Origin of the sequence: Streptomyces sp. GbtcB6 (assembly GCF_019091475.1) — a bacterium.
In the GTDB taxonomy this organism is placed as follows: domain Bacteria; phylum Actinomycetota; class Actinomycetes; order Streptomycetales; family Streptomycetaceae; genus Streptomyces; species Streptomyces hyaluromycini.
Window position 1 is genome coordinate 329,144 of record NZ_JAGXJL010000006.1, and the last position, 21,254, is coordinate 350,397.

At 71.8% G+C, this 21,254-nt stretch carries 16 protein-coding genes; 8 read left to right on the plus strand and 8 right to left on the minus strand.

Annotation, left to right across the window (positions count from 1 at the left end; translation table 11 throughout):
• Positions 1 to 105 precede the first annotated feature (105 nt).
• The gene (locus tag KVT45_RS13765) at positions 106 to 1,482 is read right to left on the minus strand and encodes a carboxypeptidase regulatory-like domain-containing protein (protein WP_254646761.1); all 1,377 of its coding nucleotides are present in this window, start codon (positions 1,480 to 1,482) and stop codon (positions 106 to 108) included.
• 190 nt (positions 1,483 to 1,672) lie between these two features.
• Between KVT45_RS13765 and KVT45_RS13770 the strand changes: the two genes are divergently transcribed.
• The 3 genes from KVT45_RS13770 to KVT45_RS13780 all read left to right on the plus strand — a co-directional run bounded on the left by KVT45_RS13770 (position 1,673) and on the right by KVT45_RS13780 (position 4,598).
• Positions 1,673 to 2,299: a TetR/AcrR family transcriptional regulator gene (locus KVT45_RS13770; RefSeq protein WP_217547317.1), complete on the plus strand. Its 627-nt coding sequence runs from the start codon at positions 1,673 to 1,675 to the stop codon at positions 2,297 to 2,299.
• A gap of 179 nt (positions 2,300 to 2,478) precedes the next feature.
• On the plus strand, positions 2,479 to 3,087 hold the full coding sequence (locus KVT45_RS13775; protein ID WP_217547319.1) for a flavin reductase family protein: 609 nt from the start codon (positions 2,479 to 2,481) through the stop codon (positions 3,085 to 3,087).
• 266 nt (positions 3,088 to 3,353) lie between these two features.
• On the plus strand, positions 3,354 to 4,598 hold the full coding sequence (locus KVT45_RS13780) for an NADH:flavin oxidoreductase/NADH oxidase family protein (RefSeq protein WP_217547321.1): 1,245 nt from the start codon (positions 3,354 to 3,356) through the stop codon (positions 4,596 to 4,598).
• Positions 4,599 to 4,805: 207 nt separating this feature from the next.
• Here KVT45_RS13780 and KVT45_RS13785 read toward each other — a convergent pair whose 3' ends face one another.
• From KVT45_RS13785 to KVT45_RS13805, 5 genes are all read right to left on the minus strand, one after another.
• Positions 4,806 to 6,977 carry a TerD family protein gene (locus tag KVT45_RS13785; protein WP_217547322.1) on the minus strand — a complete coding sequence of 724 codons (2,172 nt, stop codon included), beginning with the start codon at positions 6,975 to 6,977 and terminating at the stop codon, positions 4,806 to 4,808.
• Between the two features lie 72 nt (positions 6,978 to 7,049).
• Positions 7,050 to 8,426, minus strand: coding sequence for an MFS transporter (locus KVT45_RS13790; RefSeq protein WP_217547324.1), 1,377 nt, complete (start codon positions 8,424 to 8,426; stop codon positions 7,050 to 7,052).
• Positions 8,423 to 9,634 carry a type III PLP-dependent enzyme gene (locus tag KVT45_RS13795; protein WP_217547326.1) on the minus strand — a complete coding sequence of 404 codons (1,212 nt, stop codon included), beginning with the start codon at positions 9,632 to 9,634 and terminating at the stop codon, positions 8,423 to 8,425. The genes KVT45_RS13790 and KVT45_RS13795 overlap by 4 nt, the downstream gene beginning before the upstream one ends.
• Positions 9,631 to 11,331 (minus strand): IucA/IucC family siderophore biosynthesis protein, encoded by a 1,701-nt coding sequence (locus tag KVT45_RS13800; RefSeq protein ID WP_217547328.1) that lies wholly within the window; start codon positions 11,329 to 11,331, stop codon positions 9,631 to 9,633. Before KVT45_RS13800 ends, KVT45_RS13795 begins: the two co-directional genes overlap by 4 nt.
• Positions 11,332 to 11,348: 17 nt before the next feature.
• Entirely contained in the window at positions 11,349 to 12,950 is a 1,602-nt protein-coding gene (locus KVT45_RS13805; protein ID WP_217547329.1) for an IucA/IucC family siderophore biosynthesis protein, read from the minus strand.
• 535 nt (positions 12,951 to 13,485) lie between these two features.
• On the opposite strand from KVT45_RS13805, the gene KVT45_RS13810 reads away from it, so the two are divergent.
• Both KVT45_RS13810 and KVT45_RS13815 read left to right on the plus strand, forming a co-directional pair.
• On the plus strand, positions 13,486 to 14,247 hold the full coding sequence (locus KVT45_RS13810; RefSeq protein ID WP_217547331.1) for a response regulator transcription factor: 762 nt from the start codon (positions 13,486 to 13,488) through the stop codon (positions 14,245 to 14,247).
• Complete coding sequence (locus tag KVT45_RS13815; RefSeq protein ID WP_217547333.1) at positions 14,244 to 15,737, plus strand: HAMP domain-containing sensor histidine kinase; 1,494 nt, start codon at positions 14,244 to 14,246, stop codon at positions 15,735 to 15,737. Before KVT45_RS13810 ends, KVT45_RS13815 begins: the two co-directional genes overlap by 4 nt.
• A gap of 5 nt (positions 15,738 to 15,742) precedes the next feature.
• Here KVT45_RS13815 and KVT45_RS13820 read toward each other — a convergent pair whose 3' ends face one another.
• The gene (locus tag KVT45_RS13820; RefSeq protein ID WP_217547334.1) at positions 15,743 to 17,518 is read right to left on the minus strand and encodes a hypothetical protein; all 1,776 of its coding nucleotides are present in this window, start codon (positions 17,516 to 17,518) and stop codon (positions 15,743 to 15,745) included.
• A gap of 195 nt (positions 17,519 to 17,713) precedes the next feature.
• Positions 17,714 to 19,036, minus strand: a complete 1,323-nt coding sequence (locus KVT45_RS13825) for a HAMP domain-containing sensor histidine kinase (RefSeq protein WP_217547336.1) — start codon at positions 19,034 to 19,036, stop codon at positions 17,714 to 17,716.
• 153 nt (positions 19,037 to 19,189) lie between these two features.
• On the opposite strand from KVT45_RS13825, the gene KVT45_RS13830 reads away from it, so the two are divergent.
• The 3 genes from KVT45_RS13830 to KVT45_RS13840 are packed head-to-tail and all read left to right on the plus strand — an operon-like array spanning position 19,190 to position 21,210.
• The gene (locus KVT45_RS13830) at positions 19,190 to 19,825 is read left to right on the plus strand and encodes a hypothetical protein (protein WP_217547338.1); all 636 of its coding nucleotides are present in this window, start codon (positions 19,190 to 19,192) and stop codon (positions 19,823 to 19,825) included.
• Between the two features lie 7 nt (positions 19,826 to 19,832).
• Positions 19,833 to 20,567: an ABC transporter ATP-binding protein gene (locus KVT45_RS13835; RefSeq protein ID WP_217547339.1), complete on the plus strand. Its 735-nt coding sequence runs from the start codon at positions 19,833 to 19,835 to the stop codon at positions 20,565 to 20,567.
• A complete protein-coding gene (locus KVT45_RS13840; protein WP_217547341.1) occupies positions 20,554 to 21,210 on the plus strand; it encodes an ABC transporter ATP-binding protein in 657 nt (218 codons plus the stop codon). The genes KVT45_RS13835 and KVT45_RS13840 overlap by 14 nt, the downstream gene beginning before the upstream one ends.
• The last annotated feature ends 44 nt before the right edge of the window (positions 21,211 to 21,254 follow it).

Consider the following 21,254-nt stretch of genomic DNA (forward strand, 5'->3'; position numbering starts at 1 on the left):
ACGCCCGGCAACCGATACGGCCACGCTCCGCCCCGTGGTGTCCCGAAGGCGGGTCGCACCGGACGGCACCCCGCGGAACGACCGCGGGCCGGCCGCGCTGCTCCGTCACACCGACGGGCCGATCACCTGCACCGGTCTGGCGTGGCGTCCTTGCGCCATGCTGTGCAGGGCGAAGTCGGCCCGCGCCGTCATCCCGTTCTGCAGCAGCGTCTGATGCACCATCGGATGCAGTCCGGGTGCCGAGACCACGATGCTGAGGTACCCCTCGGGAAGTCCGGTCGCGGCGTACTCACCGGTCTCGCCGGTCACGCTGCGCACGAGCTGACGTCCCCGCGCGTCGATGACGGTGACCGCGGCGCCGCGGACCGGGCGGCCCTCGCGATCCTGGACCCGGCCGGTGAGCACCGGCACCTGCTCCCCGAAGTGGTGCGCGTGCACCGGGAGCGCCGCCGGCCTGGGCGTCTCCAGCGCCGGGTCCTCGACCGGGGGTTCCCCGACGAGCTCACCCTGCCCGTCGCCGTCGTCCACCTCGCCGGCCCGCGCGGCCTGCGCCCCGGCCCTGCGCCTGTGCAGCCGGAGGTCGAGCCCGAGCAGGGCGACGCCGCCCGCGAACCAGGCACACAGCACCAGGACCGGCTTGAGCACTCCGGCGCCGTCGAAGTAGAGGACGCCGCGCAGCGCGTCCAGGCCGTTGGCCAGCGGCATCGCCTCCCGGACGTGCTGGAAGAACATCGGCAGCATCGACGCGGGCACGGCGCCGCCGCTGGTCGGGATGCTCATCACGATGAACAGGCCCATGGCCACGGCCGGGAAGAACTGCCGGACGAACGGGGCGAGCCCCGAGGCGGCCGTCGCCACCGCCGTGGTGAGCAGGAAGGACACCCCCATGGCCGACGGCTTGTCGGGCAGGTAGCCCAGCCACACGCCGGCATAGAAGCCGATGACGCTGTACCCGGCGGCCACACCGGCGATGGTGAGGAGCTTCCTGCGCCGGCTGAAGGTCACCGCACGCAGCAGCGTGGTCGCCAGCACGTAGGCCGGGATGCTCCAGGCCAGTGAGAAGTACAGCAGGGTGGTGCCCAGCTCGTCCTTCCGTTCGGTGGGCGCCACGTCGGTGACGGTCAGGTGCCGGTGGCTCTCGGCGGCGACCTGGGTGAACACCTGGGTCAGGGTCTGCTCCAGGGAGGCGCCGTTGGCCTTCGCCACGTACAGCACCGCGTGCCCCCGTTCTTCGCGGAAACCCGCCACCGTGTCCCGGTCGAGCACCGACTGCCGAGCCGCCCGGCCGTCGGCGACCGCGGTGACGTCGAACCCGCCGGGCACCCTGGTGCCCAGCGCGCCGTCGACCCGCCGGGCCACCGCCGACTCGGCCACCGCGACCTTCACATGGTGCGGCTGCGGTGCGTGCAGAGCGGGCGCGAAGAAGAACAGCATGCCCAGGAACAGGGACACCGGGAACCACAGGGCTTCGGCCAGGGTCATGGCCACGGACTGGCCCCTGGATCGTTCCGTCCGTTCCGCCACGGGAACTCCAATTCGCCGGGGACGACCGGAGCGGGTCCCGTCCGGCGTACGACTGAGAGCGGTCATCGTAATAGATACTTGCAGTACTGCATTTTTGCAGTACTGTAGCAATTGTTGGGCCGCCGGCTCCCAGGGGTCCGACGAGCAGATGGAGAGCAACGAGCACATGGCGAGCGACCGCCCCGACGGGCTGCGCGAACGCAAGAAGCGAGCGACGCACCGAGCACTGCAGAGCGCCGCGGTGGCCCTCTTCCGCCGCCATGGCCCCGAAGCCGTCACGGTGGAGAGCATCTGCGCCGAGGCCGGAGTCTCCCCTCGCACCTTCTTCAACTACTTCGCCACCAAGGACGAGGCCGCCTTCGTGCTGGAGGAGGGGGCACCCGCGCTGATCGAGGCGCGGATCACCGCCCGCCCTCCGGAGGAGACCCCGCCGGAGGCGATCAGGGCCGTGTTCGTGGAGCGGCTGAGCGAGCTCGCCACCGGCAGGATCTGGCTGGAACGCGTGCTGCTGCTGCGTGAGCGTCCCGAGCTGCTGCCACGGATCATGCTGACCAATCGCACCGTGGAGGACGCGGTGACGAGGGCGGTGGCGGCACGCACCGGCCTGCCGGAGTACCACCTCTATGTACGGACGACCGCGGCCGCGGTCTTCGCGGCACTGCAGGCCGCCATCAGCTGCTGGCAGCCGGACTCCGGCCCGGAGGTGGTCGCCCTGGTGTCCGAGGCCGTGGACCTGGTGAGCCGGGGGCTGCCCGCTCCCCCACGGACCGGCTGAACCGACGGTGTGAATCACCGGTCCGACCGGCCGCGCCCGGCAGGCAGGCAGGTGGCTCAAGCGCGGATGTCACACGGCCGAGAAGCATGGATCCTGGGATCGCGGGCTTCGTCACCGGCCGGATCCGCCGCGTCGACGGCGGCGCGAGCCTCGGCCGCAACAGCACCTGAGAGGCCACCATGCGTGCGGAATACGACCCCGAGGCGATGAGCAGCGCGGATTTCTACAGGTTCCTGACATCGGTCGTCATTCCACGGCCGATCGCCTGGGTCTCCACGATCACACCCGACGGACGTACCGAGAACCTGGCCCCGCACTCCTTCTTCAGCATCGCCAGCACCGATCCCCCGATCGTCCAGTTCACCTCGATCGGCCGGAAGGACTCCCTGCGCAACGTCGAGGACACCGGGGAGTTCGTCGTCAACTTCTCGTCCGAACCGCTGCTGCGGCTGATCAACGCGACCGCCACCGACTTCCCCCGTTCGGTGAGCGAATTCGACACCGCGGGCATCGATCGCGAGCCCAGCAAGTGCGTGCGTCCCTCCAGAGTCGCCGCCTCCCATGTGGTTCTGGAGTGCCGTTCACACACCACCCTGCGCATGGGCAACTCCACACTCGTCTTCGGGCGGGTACTGCATGCCGCCGTCGACGAGAACTACCTCGCCGACGGCCGGCCCAGCAGCGAGCTGCTGCTTCCGCTCACCAAACTCGGCGCCGACGAATGGGGCACCCTGGGCGAGGTCCTGCACCTGAACCGCATCCCCTACGAGGAGCCCGGCACCCACTGACCGGGGGTCACCTCCTTGGCGGGGAGGCGTCACTGCACCCCGCTCTCGATCACCGGCCAGACGTTCCTCCGGGACGGCCCGGTACCGCCGCCCTCCTCCGGGAGTTCCCGCGCGGCACGTAGATGGCCGTGGTGCGTGGTGATGTGCGCCGCTCGCCTGCGACACAGGTCACACCCCTCCATGTTTACGTCGCTTACATCGCCGCCCTAATGTGAACGGTGCACACATCGTAAGTGATCGAGATCGAGATCGAGAGGGGAACTCGGATGACCAGCGAGCTGTTCTCGCCCTTGTCCCTGCCCTCCGGGCAGATGCTGAACAACCGGATCGCGAAGGCGGCCATGGAGGAGAACATGGCCGGCCACGGCCAGCTCCCGGACAAGGTGCTGTTCGGGCTGTACCGGCGGTGGGCCGCCGGCGGCACCGGGCTGCTGATCACCGGCAACGTCATGGTTCACGCCGAGGCGCTGACCGGTCCGGCCGGCGTGGTACTCGACGAGGCCGCGCCGCTGGAGCCCTTCATCGAGTGGGCCAGGGCCGGCAAGGCCGGCGGCGGGGCGATCTGGATGCAGATCAACCACCCCGGCCGCCAGATCGGGTCCGACATGCCCGGCGTCGTGTGGGGCCCGTCCGCGGTCGCCGTCGACCTGGGCAAGCACAGCAGCCGTTTCGGCCGCCCCGTGGCCATGACGCCCGAGCAGATCCAGGCCACCGTGACCCGGTACGCGGTCACGGCCCGGCGCGCCGAGCAGGCGGGCTTCGACGGTGTGGAGATCCACGCCGCGCACGGCTACCTGCTGTCGCAGTTCCTGTCCCCCCTGGTCAACAAGCGCACCGACCAGTGGGGCGGATCGCTGGAGAACCGGGCCCGGATGCTGCTGGACGTCGTCCGCGCGGTCCGCGCCGCCGTCTCCCCGGCCTTCGCGGTCGCGGTGAAGCTGAACTCCGCCGACTTCCAGCGTGGCGGGTTCGACGCCGACGACGCCCGCCAGGTGATCGAGATGCTCGCACCGCTCGGCGTCGACCTGGTCGAACTGTCCGGCGGCAGCTACGAGAGCCCGGCGATGGCGGGACGCCCCGCCGACACACGTACCCAGGCCCGCGAGGCGTACTTCCTCGATCTGGCGAAGGACCTGGTCAAGACCAGCCCACTGCCGCTGATGCTCACCGGAGGCATCACCCGGCGGGCCACCGCCGAGAAGGTCCTCGACAGTGGCGTGGCGATCACCGGGATGGGCACGGCCCTCGCGGTCACCCCGGACCTGCCCGACCGCTGGCGCCAGGGGCGCGAGGCGGACGCGCGGCTTCGGCCGGTGACGTGGTCCGACAAGGCCCTCGCCTCGGCCGCCGGCATGGCACAGGTCCGCCACCAGATGCGCCGCATCGCCCGCGGAAGCCGCACCACGCCCCGCACCCACCCGGCGCTCGCCCTCATCTCCGAGCAGCGCAGGCAGCGCCGGGCCCTGCGCCGCTACCGCGCCTGGCTCTCCGCGTCACAGGGCGCCGCGTAGGCATGCCGCGGCGGAGACGGCGTCAGGACCCGTCCTGCCGAGAGGGAAGCACGCGGCTGTCGCCGTACCGGCGCACACGAAAACTGGGAGGCGCCGGGCGGGCGCCTCCCAGTCGAGGTCAACGGCGAGGAAAGCGAAGGAACTTGTTTCTTTGCAGGAAGTGAGAAGGAAGCCCCTTCATGGCCTCGCCGTGGGAAACGCTAGCACTCAGCCCGGGATCAGGTCGCGCAGATTTTCGGGGGTGATGATCCGCGAGTCCGGATGCAGTCCCTCGGGGCGTTCGAGGCCGATGTACAGCACGGGCTCGTCCGGGACCGGCTCGCCGTCCCACAGGTCCACGGTCGTCGTGTCGCCGGACATCAGGTCGATCAGGTACCCCACCGTCAGCTGCTCGCGCTCCACGATGGCACGCACCACCGTCGACACGGACGCCTGGTTCTCCTCGACCCGGTTGGCCGCCGAGATGCCCTTCAGGTACAGGTGCAGCCACTTCGCGCGCCACCGGCCGTCGTCCCCCCGCTGGAACACCAGCGGCAGCGCCACCCGGCCCACCCCGCGCAGCTCCGACTTCATCCGCACGGTGCGCGGCTCGAACGGCCGGCCCTTCTGCTCACCGTCGCGCAGCATGAAGCCGAAGAACGACTCCTCGACCTCCTCGAAGCCTTCGCCGGCGTAGATGTTGACCTGCGGAACGACGAATGTGCTGCGCACCCGGTCCAGGGACAGGTTGATGAACTCCGAGGCCCCGTCGGGCGCCTCGGTGATGTCGCCCGAATGCTCGCCCCCGACGGCCTTGAGGGACGTGTAGGAGAGCCAGGAGTCGGTGCTGTAGTCGGCGTGGAGAAGCAGCGCCGACAGGTCGTAGTCGGTCCGGTCCTTGGTCTCTTTCCAGTACACGAAGAAGCGCAGCTGTTCGCCGTCGACCGCGGAGACCGACCCGCGCGGCAGTACGCCGAGCCCGGCCGCGGTTGCCCGGCCGCTGAGCGGAAGCGCCACGTCGAGGACATCGGGGTCGAGCAGCAGCCGGTCCGGCACCGGGAGCCGACGGCGCATCTCGGCGTCGAGGGCGGCGATCAGACGGTCGCGGTCGGCGGCCGGTACCGGCGGCCGGAAGTCGGGGGTCACCCAGGCGCGGCCCCGGCGGTTGACGAAGACCCGGAGTTCGTCGCTCTCACGTGCCCGGTTGTGGAGATGCTCGCGCACCGAGAGCACGACCCGGCCGGAGACGTCGGGAGCGACCTGCACCGCGGCGGCCACCACCGCGTCCCGTTCCTCCTGGTCGGCGGCGATGCGCAGCAGGAGGTCCAGGGCGCGGAAGAGCTTGCCGGGAGCGGACTTCAGCAGCTTCACCGCACCGAGGACGTCGAACGCGTCGAGCAGCTGCTCGATCCGGCTGTCGAAGGACCGTGCCTCCTTCTCGCCCCGCGCGACCGCGAACACGTCGGCGGCGTGCGGCCAGCGCGGGTACTCGTGCGGGTGGAGGCGCTCGCCGAGCCGCTTGAAGGGCTCGCGGTGCGCGTGCACATCGGCGAGCTTCGCGGGGTTCGCCGCGACCACGGCGTCCAGACCCGCGAGCAGTCCCCGGCGCAGCGGCCGCGACAGCGCCCGGAACCGGGTCGGCTCCTGCAGCGTCACGTCGCCGCCCGACAGCGCGCAGGCCAGTCGCAGTACATCGGTGACGGTGTCGAGGAGGAGGTCCGCCCCGACGCCGAGCCGGGCCTCGTTGACGACCGCCCGGTTCTCCCGGACCGGGATCGCCTCCGGCTGGGGGCCGAGCGCGCACCGCCCGGCGAGGGCCTTGAGGTCGCGCAGGTCGTCCTCGCCCAGCGGGGTCGTGCTGCCGGCCAGGGCCAGGTACAGGTCGGTGAGTTCGTCGTCCAGGTCGCGGCCGAGATGCAGGACGGTGACCCGGTCGCCCGCCGAGGCGATCAGTTCGTCCTGCGCCGCGAGCAGGTCCTCGTAGGTGTGCTGGTACCGGCCGTAGGTGGGGAGGCTGAGCAGGTTCAGCACCCCGTGCCTCAGCTGCGTCAGCACGTTCTCGCGCGACTTCTCGTCGCCGAGCGCCTTCGCCACGCACTGCATCCAGAACTCTTCGGTGTCCGGCACGTTCGCCGGGAAGTCGATGAAGTACGAGTTGTGCCGGACGTGGTCGCCCGCCATCTCGCTCACGGTGCGCAGCGTCCGCCTGGCGGTGTCCACGACCGCGGCCTCGGACAGCCCCGACAGCCGCTCCAGCAGCTCCGCCGAGAGCTTGAAGCCCACAGACGCCAGCGCCGCGTCGAACTGCCGTGCGGCGATGGCTCCTTCCCCGGCGGAGCCCTTGGGGGAGGAAAGGCGGTGGGTGTGCCGGATGACCAGCGATTCGAGACTGTGCGCCATCCGGGGATGATCGCAGAGGTGTGCGAACCGGTGCACAGGAGTTTTCGTACGCGGTCGATCCCGCCGTGGCCCTCACCCTGGCCGCGGCCCGCTGCTGCTGCTTCGGCTCCGGGACGGGCTGGTCAGGGTCTCGCCTGCGGTGCCGGCCCATATGTCGCGTGCCTCGGCGAGTGGTGCGCCGGCCGGGCCTGTCGCCTTTCGCCGCCGATCCGGTCCGGGCCGCCTGGCGGTCCGGGCACTGAGAGCGAGCGCGGAAGCCGCTGAGATCACACCGCCGAGGACCAGCGCGGAGCGGGGACCGAAGGCGTCGGAGACGACACCGACGAGGGGGGCGCCGATGGGGGTGCCGCCCAGGAGCACGAGGAAGTAGACGGACAGAACACGCCCGCGCAGGTGCGGGTCGACGTGCAGCTGTGTCAGGGCGTTGGCGGTCGTGGTGACGATCACCGCGGCGAAGCCGACGGGGACCAGCAGGGCCATGAACGTGCCGTAGCCGGGCATCAGGCCCAGCGCGGCCTCCAGTACGCCGAAGGCGACCGTGGCCGTGATCAGACGTCGGGGGGTGGGCGGTTGCCTCCCGTTGGCCGCGAGGAGCGCGCCCACGAGGCTGCCCGCGGCATAGGCGGCGGAGAGGCAGCCGAAGGCCGCCGCTCCGGAGTGGAAGACGGTGATGGCCAAGAGGGAGATGGTGACCTGGAAGTTGAGTCCGAAGGTGCCGACGAAGGCGATGAGCGTGATCGGCAGGAGTAGTTCCGGAGTGGTGGCGATGTGGCGGAAGGCGTCGGTCAGGCACTTGTCGCCGGGTTGGCGTCGGCCGGGGTGGCGGAGTTCACCGGACGGAATGGTGGACAGCCCGTACAGGACTGCCAGGTAGGAGACCGCGTTGACCAGGAATACCGGGCCGGTACCGACGGCGGCCACGGTCAGGCCCGCAGCGGCGGGCCCGAGGATGCGGGCGACGTTGAACTGGGCGGAGTTCAGGCTGACCGCGGCGGCCATGTGCTCGCGGGCGACCAGTTCCGGTATGAGGGCGTTGCGGGCGGGACTGTCCACGGCGGTGGCGGTGCCGAGGGCCGCGGCCAGGACGTAGACGGACGCCAGGCTCACCGTGCCGGTGACGGTCAGGACGCCGAGCAGCAGTGACTGCGCCGCCATGGTGGTCTGGGTGATCAGCAGCAGCCGGCGTCTGGGGTAGCGGTCGGCGAGGGCGCCCCCGGTGAGGCCGAACAGGGTCTGGGGCAGGAACTGCAGTGCGGTCACGATGCCGACCGCCCTGCCGCTGTTGCCGGTCAGCTGCAGTACCAGTAGGTCCTGGGCGGATCGCTGCATCCAGGTGCCGATGTTGGAGGTCAGCTGGCCGAGCAGGTAACGGCGGAAGGCCCGGACGGTGAGGGCGGCGAGCGCCGAACCGTGCTCCCTTCCGCGTGGCGGGCGGCACTGCAGGCTCATGTCGGCCGGCCCGCGTACGCGTCCGCGACGGGCGCGTCCAGGTCGTCGATGTGGTGGAAGGTCGGGTGGGGGTGCATGAGGAATGCGTGGTGGGAGATGTTCCACGCGTAGGCACCGGCCATGGCGAACGCGATCCGGTCGCCGATCCGCAGCCGGTCGACCATCACGCGGCGGGCCAGGACGTCCTTGGGTGTGCAGAGCTGCCCGACCAGTGTCACCGGCTCGCCGCGGACCTCCGGGCGGTGCCAGGAGTGGTGCCAGGACTGGTCGGGGATGACCTCGAAGGGCTGGTCGTGCTGTTTCGCGGCCGGTGTGCGCAGGTGGTGGGTACCGCCGCGCAGGACGGCGAACGCCTGGCTGCGGCTGCGTTTGATGTCCAGGACCTGAGTGACGTACCAGCCGCAGTAGGCCGTGACCGAGCGACCCGGTTCGATCCGCAGCGTGACACCGGGGTGGCGCTCCAGCGTCCGGCACAGCCCGACACCGAACGCGGCCCAGTCGAAGACCTCGTCGGGACGGGTGTAGTCGACGCCCATCCCGCCACCGATGTTGACCTCGGCGAGTGCGATCCCCTGTTGGTGCGCCCAGCGGTCCGCCCAGGCCATGACCTGTGCGACGAGGGCCAGGTGAGCGCGTGCGTCGAGGCCGCTGGCCACGTGGAAGTGCAGCCCGCGCAGCCGGATACGGCCGTCGTCCGTGATGATCTGCAGGCATCGGTCCAGGTGAGCGGGGTCCAGACCGAAAGGGCTGGGACAGCCGCCCATGACCAGGGAGACCGAACGGAGCATCACGGGTACGTTGACGCGCAGCAGCACGTCGGCCGTGCGGTCGCCCAGCACGGTCGTCAGCGTGCGCAGCTCGTGTTCGCTCTCGACATGCAGGCGCTCCACGCCCGCGTCCAGGGCCCCGGCCAGTTCCACCGGGGTCTTGCCGGGGCCGCCGAAGGCGATCCGGGCTTCGGGAAGGAGGCCGCGGATGTGGCGGATCTCGCCGCCGGACGCGACCTCGAACCCGTCGACGTGCTCCGCCAGGGTCTGCAGCAGACGGGGGTCGGAGTTGGCCTTCGCCGCATACAGCAGTTCGACGCGGCGGGGCAGCGCGGCCCGGACGGCGCGGACGTGCTCGCGCAGGCCCGGCAGGTCGTAGAGGTAGGCGGGCAGGTCGTCGTCGGCCAACTGGCCGACGTGGTGCAGAAGTGCGGGCCTCACAGCATCACCTCGCGGGGGAAGTCCGCGCCGAGCGGGCTGGGCAGGGGAACGTAGTGGGCGTGCCGGTCGGCCTGGCGGGCCCAGCGCAGCAGGAGGTTGGCCTTGGCGGGCAGCGGGACGCCGGAGAGCAGGGCCCGCAGGCGGGGCGGTTCGCCGGCGCTGCGGGCGTACGCGTCGATGCGGTCACGGACCAGGCCCCACAGCGCGGGTTCCAGCGCCGGCCGAAGGTCGGCCAGGGCGCCGAGCACCTCGGCGACGTGGTTGACCAGCAGGCAGTACGCGACCCGGTTCCAGCCGCGTTCGGCGTCGTAGGTCAACGGCCCGCGGACGTCCTCCGGCAGAGTGGACAGAAACCGCTCGTGATGACGGGGCAGGAGCTTGGTGCCCTCCAGGTCGCGGAACAGCATCTGCGCGGGCATGCCGTCCGCTCTCACGCCGACGACGACGTTCTGCAGGTGGGGTTCCAGGACGATGCCGTGTTCGAAGTACGCGGCCAGCACGGGTGGCAGCAGCAACCCGAGATACGCCTCCCACCAGGCCAGGAGGTCTCCGTCCCCTCGGGCCAGCAGGTGGGAGACGTGGGCCTGGCTGGTGGGGTACTCGTCCGCGATCGCGGCGGCGAGCAGCGGCGTGACGCCCGGACGGAGGTGGGGACGCAGGCCGGAGCGCACGATGACGCCGAAACCCTCGACCAGGTCGGTGTCGCCGCCGGCGGCGACTGTGCGGTAGCCGGGCTCGGCGAGCAGCGCGCAGCCGGGGAAGCGGTCGGCGAGCCGGGTCATCACGGGCTGGACCAGCCGGTTCAGGGCAACGGCACCCGACAGTTCGTAACTGGCGTTCTTGCGCAGGCAGTTGGTGATACGAACGTTCAGGCTGAACTTCAGGAAGGTGTCCGCGTCCGGCTGGTAGAGCGTACGCACCGACGCGGTGGGCACCCATTCGGGCCCGCTGACGCCCGCGTCCACGACGGCGCCGTCCGCCATCGCCGCGCGCAGCCCCTCGTGACCGCACAACAACCGGAACTGCCAGGGATGCACCGGGAGCGTCACGTAGTCCGGGTCCGCCGGCGGAAACAGCCTGTCCAGCTCGCCCGACTCGCCTTCCTCCCGCACCAGTTCGCGGCGTACGGCCAGGTGGTGCAGGCGGATGCGGGCTCCGGTCTCCGGTCCGTACGCCAGCCAGTCCGCGGGGTCCCCGGTGCGGGCCTTGGGCGTGGGGTGGAAGCGGTGTCCGAACACCAGCGCCTGCTCCGAAGCGAGGTAGAGGTCCGGTTGCGGTGCCGGACGGGCGCGGTGTTCCAGGGTGGTGCGGATGGTCTCGTGGCTGTCGGCGACCTGGTCCAGGAACTCGTCGTTGGCCGTGCCGGTGCGCAGTTCCAGTTCCTCCTGGACGTAGCCGGCCAGTTCCCGCCAGTCGACAGCGGCCCATACGTCGTCGTGGACTCTTTGGACGGGGCCCTGGAAGCGGTGGGCGCCGATCATCGAGACCCGGCGAAGTCGGGCCCGCAGCAGAAGGTCCCGGTGCGGCAGGCGCAGCAGGAGGTGGTCGTGGTCGACGGTCACCTGGTGCTCGGGGGCGGACACCTCGCGGACCAGGCAGTTGAGCAGGGTGTGGGCGGTGACGGCGTCGGCGGTCTCGTTCGGCTGATCGGTCTGTGCCGCGGTGGTGGTGCCGGGCGCGATGGCGGAGGTGGTCATGGGGTGGCTCCAGTGCGTCAGAAGTGGCGGTACCGGGTGAGGGGATTGGGGACGGGAATCCACAGGGCCTTGCCGGGGTCGTCGGCCAGGCGCATCGCGATGGTGGCCTTCAACGGCAGGGTGTCCCCGAAGAAGACGGCCTGGTCCCCGTGGTCCGGCAGTTCGGCGTACGCCCGGCGGCCGGCCTCGGCCACCGTCTCCCACAGCGTCCCGGGGTCGATGGCGCGGGTGCGGGCGAGGACGTCGACCAGTTCGCTGAAGACCCCGCTGAGAAGCGCGCCGAACAGCTTGGTGCGCAGCGCGTCCATGTCGTCGCCCGCCCGGGTGCCGGCCAGGGGTGGCAGAGTGAATCCCGAGGCGGCCAGCCTGCGCGGGCTGACCCGGACCCCGTCCAGGTCCCGGTAGAGCACGCGTACCGGCTTCCCGTCCCGGAGGACGACCAGGGTGTTCTGGCCGTGGGCCTCCAGCGCGACTCCCATGGACAGCAGGGTCAACGCGGGCGGCAGTACCAGCGTGGCGAAGTCCCGCAGCCAGCACACCGGATCACCCGCCACGACGGCGGCGCCGGTCGCGTGCACCGCCGTCAGCGGGACAGCGATCTCACCGTCGCCGAGGTGGGAGTCGGTGGACTCCCTGAGCATCGCGGACAAGCTGTCGGACGCTCGCCCGCCCACCCGGACCGCGCCGCCGCCCAGCTCACGGAGCGCCCGCAGGTTCTCACCGAACCCGGCTTTGTCGACGACGGCCGAGACCAGATCCGACAGGGCCGGTCCGTCGGCCACCTCCGCCGGCGAGATGGTCCTCCGATAGTTGGTGACCTGCACGTCGAGGGCGGTCTTGATGTGACAGCCGGGCAGGTCGGCCACCGGTGCGAGCGTACGCAGCGACAGCAGCGGCCGGGCCGGGATCGTCCGCCCCGTCACGGCGAGGTCGCGGTGGCGCGCCAGTACGTGGTCCCGCTGCCAGGGGTGGACCGGAACCAGGAACGTATCGCCGTCCCGCAGCTCGGCCGGCCAGGTGCCCGCGCTCTGCCAGCGGTCGGCCGGGACGGGCAGCAGGGCCAGTTCGACCACCGGGTGGTGTTCGGGCCCGTAGGCCAGGACCTCGGAGACGGACATGCCGGTACGGGTACGGCAGCACGGGTGCTGCGGGTGACCGTCGACCACCGCCTGCTCCGCATCGGCCGAATCGCGCAGCGTGCCCGGCCTTTCGGGATTCGCGGCGCGGGCCAGCGCGAGGTTGACGACGCTGTTGTCCAGCTCGGCGGCGAGCCGGCCTACGGCCGATCCGGACAGGCCCAGCCGGGCGAGGAGTTGCGCTGGCCCGCGAACCGGCCCCGCGGGCCCCGACACGGTGAAGTCCTCGGGCGTCCGGGCGAACCGCTGGGCACACGCGTCAGGCGCCGTGAGCCGGTCACCGCTGCGCAGCGTTACGACGAGTGTGTCCGCCTCGCGCTGCCGGACGGCCACGCCGGGCAGCGGCTCCCGCGCGAGGGCGCCCCACAGCCGCCCCAGGACGGTGGCCCGCGCTCCTGGGAAGGCTGCCGCGAACGGCTCCGCCAGATCCGGGCGCACCCGCCGCAGTTCGTCGATCGTCGTGTCGGGGGTACCTGAGGGCATGGCGAATTCCCGGAAGTCGAGTGGTTTTTCCAGCACGCGGCGGACCTGGACCGGACCGCCCATCGGACACTACGGGAAGGCGTGTAAGCGCCAATCAAGCGTAAACACAGGTGGTTTCCGTAAAACCCCGCGACGAAAACCCGGAGACGCCGGAAAACCGGGTCGCGCATGAGTGTTGCCGCGACCTTGTGACGGCCGCACAGCCAGGGCCCACAGCAGGGAGCAGTCATGCCTGCCATGCGGCAAGCCACAGGTCATGGGCTACTTCCGGCTGCCCGCAACACACGCTTCCGCAGAATCACGGCGAGCCCGGTGTTCTGTTTCTTAACCATCTCCTAACCAGGAGCTGGCAACACACTGGATGTCCTGGCACGGCCCTCGTCTGCGAATGCGCCATCCGGCTGAATTCCGCGCGCGCCCATCGACGACCTCGTGCGTGCCGCCGTCACACGAGAAACCCGGAGGGTCACTGATACGAGGGAACAGTGCGGCGGTTGTACAACGCGGCAGGGCTGCTGTTTGTGAGCCTGTCGGCATGCATCTGCTGCTGATCGAGGACGACGACCGGGTGGCCGAGCCCCTGCTGGAGGGACTGGGCCGTTTCGGGTTCACCGTGGAACACGCGCGAACCGGTGCCGACGGCCTGTCCGCCGCGGAGCCGGCGATGGTGCTCCTGGACCTGGGGCTCCCCGACATGGACGGCATCGACGTCTGCCGGGAGCTACGAGCCCGCTCCGCGGTCCCGATCATCATGATCACCGCGCGGGATTCCGAGGCCGACCGGGTGCTCGGTCTGGAACTGGGCGCGGACGACTACGTGTCGAAGCCGTTCGGTGTCCGGGAGCTGGTGGCGCGGATCCGGGCCGTGGCCCGCCGGACCCGGGCCGTGCCCGGCGACGCGGGCGATCCGGTCACAGGAGCCGCCGGCGGCCGGGACCTGGCCGGTGCGGCCGGCGCCCAGCAGATCGGTCCCCTCAGCGTGGACCGCCGAACCCGTCAGGTTCGCGTGGGCCGGGTGCCGATCGCCCTGGCTCCCAAGGAGTTCTCGCTGCTCGTCTGTCTCGCCGAAGATCCCGGAGCCGTCTTCTCCCGCCAGCAGATCCTCGACACGGTGTGGGAGCCGGACTATTTCGGCCCCACGAAGACCCTCGATGTGCACATCGCCGCCCTGCGCCGCAAACTGGGCGACCCCTCCTGGATCGAGAACATCCGCGGCATCGGGTTCCGTCTTGTTCCGCCCGCAGGTCCCGGCCCGGCCCCGGCCGCACCGGATCAGCCCCGCAGCGGCGTCCGATGACGCGCCGTCTGCTGCTCAGCTACCTCAGCCTCATGGCGCTCGTCCTGCTGGCCCTGGAAGTTCCCTTCGGCTTCGTCTACGCCCGCAACGAGCTGAACCGCTTCTCCCACACCGCGGAGCTGGGCGCGGTCACGCTCGCCTCCGTGTGCGAGGAGAAACTCGAACACGGGCGGGCGTCGGACCTGCCGGAATTCGCCCGCGACTACGCTCGGCGCACCGGCAGCAGTGTGGTGATCACCGACCGGGGCGGCACGGTCCTCACCGACTCCGCCGACACCACCGCCGCGGGCACGAACCTCTCCTCCCAGCCGGACATCGCCACCGCCCTCCACGACCGGCCCGCCACCGGGATCCGCGACGACCTCGTCCCGGGCGTCAAGGTCCTGTTCGCAACCGTGCCGGGCGGGTCCGGCGACACTGTCCCCTGCGTCGTCCGGACCCTCTACCCGCTGACCCCGATCGCCGAGAAGGTGCATGCCACCTGGGTCGCACTCGGCGTCGTCGGCCTGGGCGTGCTGACGGTGGTCGCGCTGATCGGTTTCGCGCTCGCCCGCTGGATCACCCGCCCTCTGCGGGCTCTGGAACGCGCCACGACGCAACTTGCCGACGGCCGCCTGACCGACCCTCCGGCCACCGACCGCGGACCACCCGAACTACGCCGGGTGACGGCCGCGTTCACCCGCACGGCAACCCGGCTCCAGCACCTGCTGCACGCCCAGCAAGCCTTCACCTCCGAGGCATCCCACCAGCTCAAGACGCCCTTGACCTCCCTGCGGCTGCGGCTGGAGAACTTCGAGCCCCACCTCGCCGCCTGCGCCCAGGACAGTCTCGGCGACGCGATCGACGAAGTCGCCCGTCTCAGCCGCATGGTCCAGGGGCTGCTCGCCCTCGCCCGGCTGGAGAACTCGGCGATCACCCCGGAGATCGTGGACCTCGACGCCGTCGTCGCCGACCGCGCGGCCATCTGGACAGCGTTCGCCGGCGATCAGCGCGTCGGCATTGCGGTGTCCGGCACGAAAGTCGGGCAGGTGTGGGCGGTCGCGGGCGCACTCGAACAGATCCTCGACAACCTGCTGTCCAACGCGCTGAGCGTCTCCCCGCCCGGCACCACGATCACCCTGGCGACCGCCACCGCGACGGCAGACGACGGCTGCACGGTCGAACTGCATGTGATCGACCAGGGCCCCGGCATGACCGAAACCGACCGGCAACGGGCCTTCGACCGCTTCTGGCGTGCCGCCGACGCCCGCCACGACGGCACCGGCCTGGGCCTTTCCATGGTCCAGCGGCTCACCCAGGCCGGCGGTGGAGACGTCGCCCTGAACGCGTCGTCAGATGGCGGCCTGGACGCCGTCGTCAGGCTGCGGCCCGTGCCTGCGGCCCGCGCCCGGCCCCACTCGGCGGCCCATCGCAGGACGCCACCACTGCGCGACAGCAGCGCGGCAGACGACCGGCCGGTCACCGGGACCGTCTCGGGCGGAGACGCATGACCGCCTTACCGGACGGCGGAAGTGGCGGCCGGGATGTGGGCGGAGGTGATCGTCATCGGCGTGCCGGTGACGGCGATGAGATAGCTCCCCGGCCCGTGGCCACCGGGCATCGCGCGGAAACCCCCCTCGGGTTCCACTCGGTACTCCGCGGAGGCGTGCGGGGCCAGCACGGTGGGACCCGAGGCGATCGTCCACCAGTTGGAGGCGCCCTGGCCGGTACGGCTCGCGAAGTGCGGCTCAAGCGCCGTACCGGTGGTGTTGACGGCCCGGACGTCGATGGTGGTGACACCGACACGGGACCCGTGCCTGGCGAAGTGCGGCGCGAGGCTCATGCGCAGAGGCGGCGGGCTCGCGGCGGCGATCACGACGCACGCGAGAGCGGGAGCGAGCAGCCCGGCCGCGACGACGGCCTTGGCGCGACGGCCGGTGAGGCGGGGCAGGCGCGGCTGCCAGGCGGTGGCGAACGCGGCGGCCGGGACGGTGGCGGCGGCCGCCAGCCACAGCGGGGTCATCATCAGGAAGTAGCCGTCCTGGGAACGCGTGGCCAGGTAGAAGACGCCCCACGGGAGGACGGTGAGGGCCGGGCCCAGCCGTCGGACGAACAGCAGCGTGGCCGCGAGCAGGCCGAGCAGGAGCAGCTGGCTGCCGTAGGAGTAGTAGTCGAGGCGGCTGCTGCCGTCGGTGAAGTAGTAGGAGATGCCCATCACGCCCTGACCGTGCAGGATCGCCTTCTGCTCCAGGGGCAGCAGGATTCCGTTCAGCCAGGCCGGGAAGTCCTCGACGGCGAAATACGCGTTGACGGCGGACCAGGTGAGGGCGGCTGTGGCCGTGTAGCGGGCGGTGACCGCCAGGGCGCGCCGGGGGCCGAGTTCGCCGCGCCGGACGGCGTACAGGCCGATCAGGAGGAACGGGGCGAGGAACCAGGCGAGTTGCTGGGCGGCGCAGGCGGCGCCCAGACAGGCCGCCCGCAGTACGCCCCCGAAGTCGAGGCGGCCGCCCTCGCCCGTGCTGGGCCAGCGGACCACGACGGGGATGAGCAGCGCGAGGGCCGTGACGGCCGGATAGCCGGCGTAGGCGTAGTGGGGCAGGAGACCGAAGCCGAGGCACACGGCCGTGCCGGCGGATCGCCAGGGCGCCGGCAGCAGGAACCACAGCAGGACCGAGGAGGCCAGCAGCGCGACGGTGGGGATCAGGGTGGCGGCTGCCGTCGATTGGAGGACGGCGTGCACCGGTGCGGCGAGCAGGGCGGTCAGCGGCGGATAGCCGTACGTGTAGTCGGCGCCGCCGGACATGGTCTTGGTGATCCCGACACCGTGCGTGGCGAACAACCAGGGCCACGGTTGGCCGTAGACCGGACGGCCGTGCAGGATCTGGTTCGCGGCCTGGGAGGTCAGTGCGGCTTCGTCCGTGCCCGCGTGGTCGAGCAGGTAGCCGCAGATCACCAGGGCGACGGCGGTGACCAGTACGGCCGCGTCGACCCTGATCAGCGCCCGTCGGCCGCGTACGAGGAGGCTGAGGACGGCGCAGACGAGGATGGCGGCGTAGCAGACGGAGATGACGGCGGCGACCGGCGGGCTCGACGCCATCGCGGTGGTCCAGGCGGCGCGCGTGCCGATGAACAGGCTGATCGTGGCCACCAGGGTCATGCCTCGGTGCCACTGCTGGGGCCCGGCATCCGGGGCAGCGAGGGCTGGGGCCCGGGTCGGGGGCGGTGCCGCCAGGTGCGTCGCGGTGCGACGGCGGATCTCGACGCCCATTCCGCCACGATGGGTGTCAGTCAAGGACTGCCTCCTCTGTCTCGCCTCCGTCGGGCGGCACCCACATGTGCCGAGTCGGAGGTTCGCCCGACCGCCCCGGGCACGGGATGCGCGCATCCACCGTTCAGGGCGGGGACGAATGGACGCCCCTGCTCGATCATCTACAGTTCATCTGACGTCTACAAGGCTGTAGTCGGTAAGCGGTTTGCGTGAAACCGTTCAGCGAGAGGACGGCGCAGTCGGTGTCTCGTCCTGGCCGACGGGCAGGAGCAGGGTGAACGTGGCCGGGTGCCGGCTGGTCAGGGAGAGCCTGCCGCCGAGCGAGACGGCCAGGTCACGGGCGAGGGCCAGGCCGATGCCCGTTCCCTCCCCGTCGCCGGTGCGGCCGCGGTCGAAGAGCCGGGACGGCTCGCCCGTCACGGCGCCCTCGTCGCTCACGTCGAAGGCGAGGGCGTCCGCCAGGTCCCGCACCGCCACGCGGACCGTGCCACGCCCGTGCACCCGGGCGTTGTCCAGCAGGACGCCCAGCACTTCCGACACGGACGCGCCCGGAACGCGGACGTCGGCCGGCACGTCCTGGCCGGCGCACTCCAGGCGCCTGCCGTCCTGGGCGAAGAGACCGTGCCACCGTTCCTCCGTCTCCCGCAGCAGCTGTCCTACGGCGATCGTCCCGGCGGCGGGGCGAGCCGTCTCTCCGGAGCGGGACAGGCGCAGCACCTCCTCCACCGTGTGGTGCAGGCGCTCGGTGGTGGCCAGCGCCTCGGCCAGCACGGGCCGCAGCCGGGCGTCGTCGTCCTGGGCGAGTCCCGCTTCCAGGGCGAGTTGCAGGCCGGTGAGCGGGGTGCGCAGCTGGTGGGAGGCGTTGGCGGTGAAGTCCCGTTCGTGGCGCAGGAGTTCGGAGAGGCTGTGCAGCATCTCGTTGTGCGTGCGGGCGACCTGGTCGATCTCGGCGACGCTGCTCGGGGCGGCCCGTGCGGTCAGGTCGCCCTCGGCCACCGCCCGGCAGTGGCGGGAGAGGTCCTCCAGCGGCGCGGCCAGCGCGCGGGCCTGACGGCGGGCGACGAGGACGGCGACGGTCAGCGCGAGCGCGGCCACCCCGAGCAGCAGCGTCCAGGCCGCGACGACCCGGTTGCGTACGGCGGCTGCGGGGGTCGAGGCCCGTACGACGCCGATCACCTTCTCGGCGTGCGAGACGGGCACGGCCACCACCAGGTCGGCGCCCGCGCGGCCCCGTACCGCCGCACCGCCGAGTGCCTGGCCGACCGGGGTGTCACCGGGCCGTGGGCCGCTGCCCGCGCGCAGTCGCAGCTGAGGGTCGTACAGGCCCAGACGCCCGCCGGCCGGGGGTGCGGGCAGTTCCACCGGGTCGCCGGTCACGAAGTCCGGGCTCACGCGTACGGCCCCGGCCAGCGCCGACCGTTCCAGGGTGTCGCGCTGGTCGGCGTACAGGGACGACCTGATCGCCAGGGCCAGCGGGACGGCGAGGAGGACGACGGCGACCAGAGCGGCGGTCAGGGCGACTCGCACCACGCGCTGTCTCATGCCCTCATCATGCGCGCCGCTCACCTGGGCGGATGCGCCGCGCCACACGCTTTTGCCGTCGTCTAACCCTCGGCGGGCGGGGCGTTAACCGGCCGTTTCCTAGCGTCGGTGCCATGACCGTCCGGTCCGAGGCTCCCCTGGAGGGCAGTGGCCATGGCAGCACACCCAAGGACGTACGCGGTCGTCGGGCTGACCCTCGTGGCGGCGGTGACCGCCGGCTGTTCCGGTTCCGGGTCGCACGCCGGCTCCGGTGGCCCGGCGTCCGGTTCGGCCACCGTCAGCGGACAGCACAAGCCGGCGCCCACCGAGTCCAACCCGCCCGGTGACATCCCCGACAACCAGGTGTACGTCTCCTACCGGCCGGCCGGCGGTTCCTTCACCGGCTTCACCCTGAAGGTGCCCGAGGGCTGGGCCCGTACCGGCCAGGGCGGCACCACCGCGTTCACCGACAAACTCAACACCGTGAGGATCACCGCGGTTTCCGCCTCGGGCGCGCCCACGGTCGGCTCGGTCACCAACACGGTCGTACCCCAACTCCGCTCCCAGGTAGCGAAGTTCGCCTCGCCCAAGGTGAGTGAGGTGACCCGGCACGCCGGCCGCGTGGTCCTGCTGACCTATCAGGGCGACTCGGCGAAGGACCCGGTCACCGGCAAGGTGGTGCGGGACGCCTTCGAGCGGTACGCGTTCTACCGCGCGGGGCACGAGGTGGACCTGACCCTGTCGGGGCCGGTCAAGGCCGACAACGTCGACCCGTGGCGCATCGTCAGCGACTCCTTCGCCTGGCGGTGAGCGCACCATGCCCGACGGAACACACACGGGCGGCGTCGCCCATGACGTCCTCACGGCCCGCGAGCTGTACCGCTTCTACCGGGCCGGGGACGAGGAGACACTCGCGCTGCGCGGGGTGTCGCTGAGGGTGCGGCGCGGTGAGACGGTCGCGGTCGTGGGCCCGTCCGGCGCCGGGAAGTCGACGCTGCTGGGGTGCCTGGCCGGACTCGACGAGCCCTCCGGCGGCGAGGTCCGCGTCGACGGCGTACGGATCAGCCACCGGCCCGAGACCGAGCGGGCCCGGTTGCGGGCCCGGCACATCGGCGTCCTGCTGCAGACCCGCAACCTGCTGCCCCACCTGAGCGTGCGGGACAACGTCCGCCTGCCCCAGCGGGCGCGGGGCCGCAGGGCCCGCGTCCCGGCCGGGGAACTGCTGGCCCGGGTGGGGCTGGCCGACCGGGCGCACGCACTGCCGCGCCAGCTGTCCGGCGGAGAGCTGGCGCGGGCCGGGCTCGCCGTCGCGCTGGCCAACGCGCCCGCCGTCCTGCTCGCCGACGAACCGACCGGTGAACTGGACGGCGAGACCGAGCAGTTGGTCCTGTCGATGCTGCGGGAGCGGGCCGCGGAGGGGTGCGCGGTGCTGATCGTCACGCACAGCCGGGAAGCGGTCCGCATCGCGGACCGGGTGATCACCCTGACGGACGGGAAGGCCGCCGAGGCCCGGCGGCAGGACCGCGAGGAGGCCCCCGATGCCGTCGGATGAGGTGCTTGTCAGCTGTGCGGACGCGGCCCTGACCTTCGGCCGGGGAGCTCAGGCGGTCGTGGCCGTGCACGGGGCCGACCTGGAGATCCGGGCCGGGGACCGGCTCGCGGTCGTCGGCCCCTCGGGGTCGGGCAAGAGCTCGCTGCTGCACCTGCTCGCCGGGCTCGAACAGCCCACCAGCGGCACCGTCACCCGGGCGCTCGGGCCGTACGACATCGGCCTGGTGTTCCAGGGCGACAGCCTGATCCCTGCCCTGGACGTGGCGGAGAACACCGCTCTGCCCCTGGTCCTCACCGATCGTCCGGAGGGCGAGGCGCGACTGTGCGCGCTCGCGGCACTCGCCCTCGTGGACGCCGCCGACCTGGCCGACCGGCTCCCCGAGGAGATCTCCGGCGGCCAGGCCCAGCGGGTGGCCGCCGCCCGGGTCCTGGCCCAGGCGCCACGCCTGATCCTGGCCGACGAACCCACCGGCCGCCTCGACCACGCCACCGGCGCCCGTGTCCTGGACGCCCTGCTGACGGCCGCCGACCACACCGGCGCGGCACTCGTCGTCACCACCCACGACCCGGCCGTCGCCGCCCGGCTCACCGTCCGCCGCGGCATGCGCGACGGGCGGCTGCTCGCACCCGAGGAGGTTCCGTGACCACCGCCCGGGCTCAGGAACCGCACCGGCACCGCACCGGAACC